We start from the raw sequence: 8,769 nt of genomic DNA, 5'->3' as shown, positions 1-8,769 counted from the left end.
CCGAAGGTCTTTTCTCTCTGGAAGCTCCGCTGCCTCTGCGAAATGGAGCTTGGCAGCCCAGACAGTGCAGCACAAACGAATCTGTGATGGGGTCTATATGGATTTGCAACTTTCTCTTGTTGTATAAATAATCCATGTTGTAACAAGATCTTCTCCCACTGCATCAAGCTGTTATTAGAGAATTTTTAGGCTAACATTATCTTATTGGTATAGGATCATCTTTCCTTAAACTATGCTTGAATCATGCCTAAAGCAAGGGGGAGGGACTTAGTTGTGGCCTATCTATTCTTTTGTGTTAGAGTTGTTCTCTACAAGAAGAGTCAGTTTTTGGTATAAAGCCAAAACTTGAGAGCTTCGTTCGTATTTGTAAAGCGCAGGTGAGACTCCGGGTTCTGTACCAAAATTGTCAAATAAGCAGCTTAAGCAGTTCTTTATCTGAGAGATAGATTCCATAGCGCATACAGAAGAAATGCCGCACTCTTTCAGCAATTCGGCAGCTTCTCCTGAGGGGGGAACCAAAGCTAAAATAGATTTTCCCAATCTGAGATACTCAAAAATCTTTGAGGTTAATGTACCTTTGGGGCTACTGCCATTTATCGCCAGAACCAGTGCATCTGCTTCTTGCATTGCGCTAAGGGCTTTGCGGTGAGTAAGTTGAGGCATTATAATAATGCGTTCTTCAATGCCGCTGTGAGCAACCTCATCATGTACTTCCCGGTTGAAATTGCCATAGAGAAGTACTCGCAATTTTTGAGGGATTAGGTGCTCCCGCTCCAGTTCTAAGATGGCAGCATACAAATATTTCAAGCTGCGGCGGGCATAGATGTTTCCAAAATAGGCAAGGCTGAAGAATTCTCCGGAGGGACGTTTATGGGTAATATTCTTAAAATCTTCTTCATCGTGTCCGTTATAAAGGATTAAGCTGCGGTTAAGGATTGTGGGATCAAAGGATTCTGCCAAAGAGTCACGGATGCCTTTAGTGGCGCAGACCAGTAAGTCAGCCCGCTTTATGATGCGCCTTTCCCAGCGGTGCGAATGCCACCGTTTTAAAGCATTGCCCATTAGGTCATAATCTGAGAGCAGTGTCCAGTAATCCCGGTAGTCCACCACCAGCTTGATCTTGAATTCCTCAGCTAGTTTGTATGCTGCCACGGCAGACGAAAAGGGTCCGCAAGAAACAAAAATAAAATCAAATGTTTGATTTGCCAATAGGTTCCTGCCGGCTTTGAGTAATCCAGGCAACCAACCGATCTTTTCATCGATTGGATATAGTCTGCGGATAAGTAGTTTAAGCCGTTCGGGACTGCGTTTGTACACAAATTGAGATTTTGAGTGCTTGTTGCCAAAAATCTTTCTTAAGAGTGCCATTGGATCCAGTGATGGCACTCGCTGCAGAGCGTAAGCTTGAACTTCTTCACCGAGCTTAGGATCTCGATAGGCATACTCTATATCTTCTACTGTAATAACGTGGACTTTGGCGCCCGCTTTGCTAAGGTATTTAACTGTCTTGGTATTGCGTATGGCTGCGGGACCTCCCAAGGGTGGGAAGAAATAGCTTATATATAGAATATTCATTCTATTCTGCTGAGTAAATCAAATAAGGCAGGCTCCAAAGATTCCCAGTTAAAACGTGATTCCGAAATATCAATACAACGTTTGCTCATAGCCTTATACTCTTCCGACGGGGTTCTAAGCATTTGAGCAATTGATGCAGCTATATCACGGGAACGATAACTGCAAAGAACGCCAAGTTTATTATGCTCTATCAGGCTCTTCATCAATGGCGTTTTAATGCTTATTACCGGTAGGCCGGCAGCTAAGTACTCCAGTACTTTTAGAGGAGTAGCCAAACTCATTCTTTTAACTTTAGGATTAAATAGCCAGAGCCCAAATCGGGATCGTTTCAACAACAATCCAATCTTTTCGGCAGGAATCCATTCTTGATAGTAAATTATGGCATTCAGATTGTATGTATTAACACTATCGTTAAAAAGACTTTCTATTCCGGGATCGTGAAATTTTCCCATTATAAGTATCTTAATACGAGGAAATTCTGCCTTTAGCAAGCTTGCGCATTTAAGTATCTTAAAGATGCCTCTATCTCTTGTTAGGCCACCGATATAGATGAGATCGAACCGCATTTCGCAAAGTTGACTAAGTGAGCCGGGAACGTCGCATTGATAATCCCACACATTTGCCATGGGGTAATTGGGTAGCACTAAAAGATTTGCGGCATTCGCATTTCTGGGAAATAGTTGGTTGAGAATCTCACGATTTACTGCCCAAACCGAATCTGTTTTTGCGGCTAAGAAGCGAAGAATACTTAAATAAAGCATTTTAACTAAAGGGCGCAAGGGAAATTTGAAGCGCTCGGCATGAGCATCTGCAAAAAACTCATGAGCATCAAATACAACTCGACAACCAAGCTTACGCTTTAAGAATATACCCACAATTATGGTAAGAGGTTCTACACATATAAGCAAATCCGGCTGATATTTAATTGCTTCTTTATATAGCAAAGGCAAGGCTTTAAGCGGAGAAGGGGCATCTACAACTACCTGATAGGGACTACTGCTGCTTTTTACCATCCCGTTTGTGGAGATTACATACGCATCTCCAAGCTTGCTAAGGCTTTGCCCCAGCTTGTAAAAAAGCCGAACATCGTTCGTGGGATGTGAGTTTGAAATTATGCAAGTAGTCATATATATCACCAATTCTTGCCATAAAGCCTTAAATATGTTTTGTGTCAAGCTAAATGTGCATCGCCTTGGCAGTATCAATTGGGCTAATGCTCTGGCAGGAAAGAAGATTTTACTTGACTAGTTTATTAATTTGGTTAAAGTATATTATAGAATACGTGATACTGAGGTTGAGCTTGTAATAGGTATCATGGAAGGAGAAACCCGAAAAAACTATGTCTACCGCGCAATCTACGGATTTCTCTATGAGAAATACGGAGGGAAAGAACGACGTTCGTGAACTTCTCGATAGCGTTGCTTTGCAGGGCTTGTTGAATGATCTTTACGAGCTAACAGGCTTTTCTTTGGCTATTGTCGATACCCATGGCGACATTCTACTTAAAACAGGATGGCAGGACATTTGTGAGGTTTTTCATCTTAAGAACCAAACATGCAAAGAAAACTGCTTACTTAAAAAGAATAGCTTAGTTCAAGATACAAAGCCCGGAGAGTTTAAACTAGTTCGCTGCAAAAATAATCTTTGGATTATAGCAACTCCTCTTTGGGTGGGCGGGCAACATCGAGCGACCCTATTTTTTGGGCAATTCTTCTTTGAAGGTGAAGAGATTGCTGAAGAGCAATTTAAAAAACAAGCCCAGAAATATGGCTTTGATGTAACAGAATACCTGAAAGCACTAGCAAAAGTTCCATTCTATTCTCATGAGCAAGTTGCACAAATCATGAATTTCTTAACCAAAATGGCAAACATGATATCATCGATGAACCATAATCGCATAATGATGGAAAAGCATTATACCGAAAAGCAAAAGTATCTTGAAATGCTAACTTTGCACAGTACGGCACTAGACCAGATAAGTGATGGAGTATCCATTACAGATATGCAGGGGATTATAACTTATGTGAATTTAGCACAATGTACAACAAGCGGCTTTCAAAAAGAAGAACTGGTTGGGAAACACATAAGTATATTTGGCTCTGAGCCAGAATCGGAAGCCAGTCAAGAAGAGATATTGGCGCAAACTCTTAACAAAGGATCTTATGAAGGTGTTATTATAAATCGAAGCAAACAGGGAGAGAAGATTAGCACATTTGTTAGAACCAATAAGGTCAATGATGCTTTCGGGAATCCCATAGCACTATGTGCCACATCAAGCGATATATCCGATCGCATCAACAGGCTTAGGCAAATGGAGTTTCAAGGCAAGATAGATACCATTATGCAAACCATCAGCAAACGTGTTCTAAAAGCAATGGGCAAAGGCTACGATGAGATCTTGCAGCTTGCATTAAGTGAGTTTGGCGAATTGTTAAATCTGGATAGATGCTCAATTTTTAAGCTTAGTGATAACGGCATGATGATAAATAATACTCATGAATGGTGTAAGGAAGGAATTATTCCCGAAAAGGAGAATCTACAGGGCATACCTTGCTCGCTGACCGTGAAGATATTAGAACATTTCAACACACAAGTGATGATGTGTTTCAACGATCTTGAGGCATTGCCAGATGAGTTTAAGCCAGAGATAGATTTGTTTAAGTGGAATAATGTACAGTCTGTTTTGGCGTTCCCAGTATTTGTGCAAAACAAGTTTAACGGTTTTTTAGGGTTCATGGTTGAGAAATCCAAACGTTCGTGGACTGAGCGTGAACGTAAGATTATAATGATGGCTGCAAACTTGGTATCTAATATATCTGAACGATCGGCTTTTGAAACTGAATTGGTATATGCAAAATCTAAAGCAGAAGAAAGTGACCGACTAAAATCGACCTTTTTGGCAATAGTAAATCACGAATTACGAACTCCGCTGAACCATATAATGGGTTTTGCGCAACTTATACAAGGCAATGCTGACGAAGAAGAAAGAGATGAGTATGTTGCTAAAATTCAAGAAAGCGGGCACAAACTTCTGGGTATAATAAAGAGTATTTTTGAATTAGCCTTGGGTGAAGAGAATGAGATAAATGCGCAGGCCAAATTGTTTACGTTAAAAGACCACCTAGAATCAAATCAACAGCAATTGCGTAGATTGTTACGCGACTCTGGAAAGCAGCATAACATCAACCTTATTTTTGATATAGAGCCAAACTTAACTCATTTACATATTTTTGCCGACGAGAGCAAGATCAACATCATCTTGCACAATTTATTCAAAAATGCCGTAAAATTTACTGAATCCGGGTCCATAACATTCGGCTGTGAAGCGATTTCCACTCAGATGTTACGATACTGGATAAAGGATACAGGTATTGGCATAAGCAAGGAATCAGAAAAAGGTGTATTTGGTCTGTTTACTCAAGGCGAAGATGCGAATACACGCAAGTATGACGGTATGGGAATTGGACTTGCCATCAGCAACAAACTTGCCGATGTTTTGGGGGGTAGAATATATTGGGAATCTACTAAAGGCTTTGGAAGTGACTTCTTTTTCGAAGTGCCCGTGTTTGCTCAAAACCAGCCGCTTGAGGGCAGAAACAGTAAACTTAGTGGAGAGTTTAACCACAAACAAATAATGATTGTAGATGACGATGTAAGTATTGTAATGTTGTTCCGCCATTATCTTGAACAAAGTGGGGCAGTACTCCACAGTGCGCATGATGGAGAAGAAGCCGTGGATAGCTTAAACTCACTGCCCGCTGGCAGCATCATACTGATGGATCTGAGTATGCCTGTTTTAGATGGTTTTGCGGCAACCACTCAGATAAAAAAGCAACGTCCCGATATTAAAATTGTCGCACTTTCGGGGGTTATCCAAGATGCCGATGATCCTTCTATCTTGCGCAGTGGTTTTGATGCAGTATTACCCAAACCGGTTAGCAAAGAACAAATACTAAATTGCCTGAGGTCTTTAATATGAATTGGAAAACTCTAACAGAGGGCTTCAGTTATGGCTTCGGGAGTGGCGGGAAAGCGTAATTCAACTTTAGTTTTAACGCTTCGTATAGCATCTTGTAAGGCAAAGTAGACTGCCATTCCATAGATGAATGGAGGCTCTCCCACTGCTTTAGAGCCAAATACACTGGCTTCCTTAGATTCGCTGGCGATCAATCTCAAATCCAGCATTTCCGGTAAATCGCGGATACCGGGAATCTTGTATGTACTGGGATTTGCGCTTAGATACCTACCTTGAGAATCTATTACCAACTCTTCCATTGTACACCATCCCATCCCCTGAATAAAAGCACCCATTACCTGTCCCTTATCTATCTCTAGATGAAGACTATTACCATTTTCATGGACAATATGTGTGCTTAATAGCCTATGTTCTCCAGAAAGCGTATTTACCATAACTCTGGCAATTGTGGCACCATATACATAGTAGTGGAAGGGGTGACCCTGCCCTATTTCGCGATCAAAATACAAATCGGGAGTTGCATAATAACCATAAGCTCCTAGGGCAACTCTTTCCTGATAAGCGCGCACAATAAGATCGGAGAAAACGATCTTACATTCTTGCATATCTTCACTAAATACGTATCCATCGGCAAATGTAATCTGCGAAGGCTCATATCCTTTTTGTTCTTTAATCATCAATTTTGCCACTGTTTCGAGGTTATGCCGAAGTTTTTCTGCCGCTATTCGAGCAGCGTTGCCGTTGATGTCACTACCGGTTGAGGCGGCAGTAGGTGAAGCATTTCCGGTTCGCTGAGTATGAGAGGATTCTACACGGATGCGATGGAATGGTAAGCCTAGCACTTTAGCAACCACTGCAGCTATTTTTGAATTTAGCTCCTGACCCATTTCTACGCCTCCCGTAGAGACAGACACACTACCATCTATATATATCCAGATCAAGGCAGAGCCTTGGTTAAGAAACGCAGTGGTAAACGAAATACCAAATTTAACCGGCATTATTCCTATACCTTGTTTGTGCGTTTGGTTTTTGGCATTGAAAGAATCTATTTCTGCCCGCATTTTTGTATAATTGGCATTGTTTGCGACCAAGCTAAGCATCTTGTTGGCTGTAGCTTCTTGTATTTTTTGGCCATAAGGTGCGAGATCCCCATTTTTATAGGCATTCAACATGCGTATTTCTAATGGGTCCTTCTTGAGGAAGGCAGCTATTTTTTCGATTACAGATTCTATTACATAGATTCCTTGCGGACCGCCAAAGCCTCTAAAGGCCGTATTAGGCGGTAGATTTGTGATGCAGGCACGTCCCCTGATGCGAACATCAGGTATATAGTAGATATTATCGGCATGGAACATAGCTCGTTCCAAAATCGCCACCGAAAGGTCTGCATATGCTCCGCCATTGCACAACAGCTCAACATCCCAGGCATTAATTCTGCCATTCTTATCGAAGCCAACTTTCCAATTGCTTAGGAAGGGGTGTCGTTTACCTGTGGCGCGCATGTCTTCGTGCCTACTCAGAAGCACTTGTACCGGTCTTTGGGTAAGATATGCACCCAAGGCAGCCATTGCTCCCCAAATTGTTGCGGAACGTTCTTTGCCACCGAAGGCTCCGCCCAAGCGCGGCACTTCTACGGCTATGCGATGTGCGGGAATACCTAAAACATGTGCTGTAACCTCCTGCACCTCCATAGTGCTTTGAGTTGCACAAAGTAAATGGATAAGATCGTGGTCTTCGGGGATGGCGCGTACACGCTGACTCTCCATATAGAAGTGTTCTTGGCCTCCGCTAAAGCTACTACCCGTGAGAACATGCTCACTGTGTTGCAATGCCTTATGTACATCTCCGCATTCAATTTTCCGTTCGGGAATGTACCAAGCTTTTTGCTTATCTGCTTCTTCAATTTCTAAAACTGGTTTTAGTTTCTCATATTCAAGCTTGATTTTGCTTACCGCAGCTTCGGCGATGCTTTCATCTTCTGCCAAAACCATAGCCAAAGGCTGAAAGTAATACATAATTTCGGTTTCGGGGAAAAGAGGCTCATCTTTGATTACATGCCCGATCATGTTTTCGCCAGGGATGTTCTGAGCTCCAATAACGGCATGAACTCCGGGCACCGCTTTTGCGACCGAAAAATCCAGCATCTTGATGCGTGCATGAGCTATAGGTGAGAATAGGAATTTTGCATACAACATGCCCTGAAGAGGAGCTTCATCACCAATAAAACGAGAGCGACCGCTTACATGCAACTTTCCGCTTATATGCCAGGGTAGTTTAGCCATGATACGCCTCCCGATATTGAAGAACGTGGTTGATAATCATTTGTTTACGATATTTTGCACTTCCACGCACATCGCTTAGTGGTTCAAACTCTGCGGCAATGGCATTTGCCAGCGCCTGCCAATCGATCCTATCTGGATTTGTGCACAGGCGATTAAATTCCTTGCTAATAATTGGGGTTGCTGCCACACCACCCCAGGCCATAAGCTTGGGAGATTGTGCCTGAGTATCAATTCGGATGGCAGAAGCAACTGAAGAAATATCCACTGATTTGCGTTTAGCGGTTTTAATGGCACGGATAAAAGAATCTCTTGGTGGTATAGGTATTATCAGTTCTTTAATATATTCACCCGGTTGCAAGGCGGTTTTGCGGTAACTGATAAAAAAGTTTTTAAGTGCTATTTCTCGTTCGGAATTCAATGAGCAAAGCTTGAGACGAGCCTGGTAAACCAAAAGCAATGGTAGGCTATCCCCAATTGGAGAAGCATTGGCGATATTACCTACAATCGTGCCAAAATTACGAATCTGCTTGGATGCAATTAATCTGCACAAATTCACCAATTCCGGAAGATCACTCTTCACGATGCCGGAATCCATTACATTACTATAGGTTACGCATGCGCCAAAATGCAGGCCATCAGCTTTAAGATTGATGTTTTTCAATTCTTTAATTGCAGTAATATCAATTAGAGTTTCAAAATGCCTGCCAGAGATGTTGGCTTGCACCATTATGTCGGTTCCTCCGGCAATTATTACTGCATTTGGGTTATCGTTCAGCATTTGTAACAGCTCATCAGAGCTTCGGGGAATTTGGTAGTTTACCACTTGATATTGAGAATCGGAATGTTGTTTGTAGAATTTTGGCTCTTCTGTAAAGCAAAAAAGCTCCGCTTCTATCGCCCTACACCATGAAGGCACAATTGAGTTTGGATCGTATT

The 8,769-nt window shown here is 42.0% G+C and carries 5 protein-coding genes; 1 reads left to right on the top strand and 4 read right to left on the bottom strand.

From position 1 onward, the window contains the following. Window positions 1-282: 282 nt before the first annotated feature. Together LHW48_05445 and LHW48_05440 are read right to left on the bottom strand one after the other, a co-directional pair. Entirely contained in the window at window positions 283-1,575 is a 1,293-nt protein-coding gene (locus tag LHW48_05445) for a glycosyltransferase (GenBank protein ID MCB5259908.1), read from the bottom strand. After that, window positions 1,572-2,702, bottom strand: coding sequence for a glycosyltransferase (locus LHW48_05440; GenBank protein MCB5259907.1), 1,131 nt, complete (start codon window positions 2,700-2,702; stop codon window positions 1,572-1,574). The genes LHW48_05445 and LHW48_05440 overlap by 4 nt, the downstream gene beginning before the upstream one ends. 212 nt (window positions 2,703-2,914) lie before the next feature. Between LHW48_05440 and LHW48_05435 the strand changes: the two genes are divergently transcribed. Further along, window positions 2,915-5,554: a PocR ligand-binding domain-containing protein gene (locus tag LHW48_05435; protein ID MCB5259906.1), complete on the top strand. Its 2,640-nt coding sequence runs from the start codon at window positions 2,915-2,917 to the stop codon at window positions 5,552-5,554. Between the two features lie 11 nt (window positions 5,555-5,565). Here LHW48_05435 and LHW48_05430 read toward each other — a convergent pair whose 3' ends face one another. Further along, entirely contained in the window at window positions 5,566-7,833 is a 2,268-nt protein-coding gene (locus LHW48_05430; protein MCB5259905.1) for a molybdopterin-dependent oxidoreductase, read from the bottom strand. Beyond that, window positions 7,826-8,769: FAD binding domain-containing protein (locus tag LHW48_05425; GenBank protein MCB5259904.1), on the bottom strand; the 944-nt coding region annotated here is incomplete at its 5' end. The genes LHW48_05425 and LHW48_05430, both read right to left, overlap by 8 nt.

The organism is Candidatus Cloacimonadota bacterium, assembly GCA_020532355.1.
Lineage (GTDB): Bacteria > Cloacimonadota > Cloacimonadia > Cloacimonadales > Cloacimonadaceae > UBA5456.
This window is presented reverse-complemented; position numbering and strand designations above follow the sequence as displayed.

What these genes read in the sequence shown, in the direction of transcription:
- LHW48_05445 (MCB5259908.1), bottom strand. Translation starts at nt 1,575, where the DNA reads ATGAATATTCTATATATAAGCTATTTCTTCCCACCCTTGGGAGGTCCC.
- LHW48_05440 (MCB5259907.1), bottom strand. Translation starts at nt 2,702, where the DNA reads ATGACTACTTGCATAATTTCAAACTCACATCCCACGAACGATGTTCGG.
- LHW48_05435 (MCB5259906.1), top strand. Translation starts at nt 2,915, where the DNA reads ATGTCTACCGCGCAATCTACGGATTTCTCTATGAGAAATACGGAGGGA.
- LHW48_05430 (MCB5259905.1), bottom strand. Translation starts at nt 7,833, where the DNA reads ATGGCTAAACTACCCTGGCATATAAGCGGAAAGTTGCATGTAAGCGGT.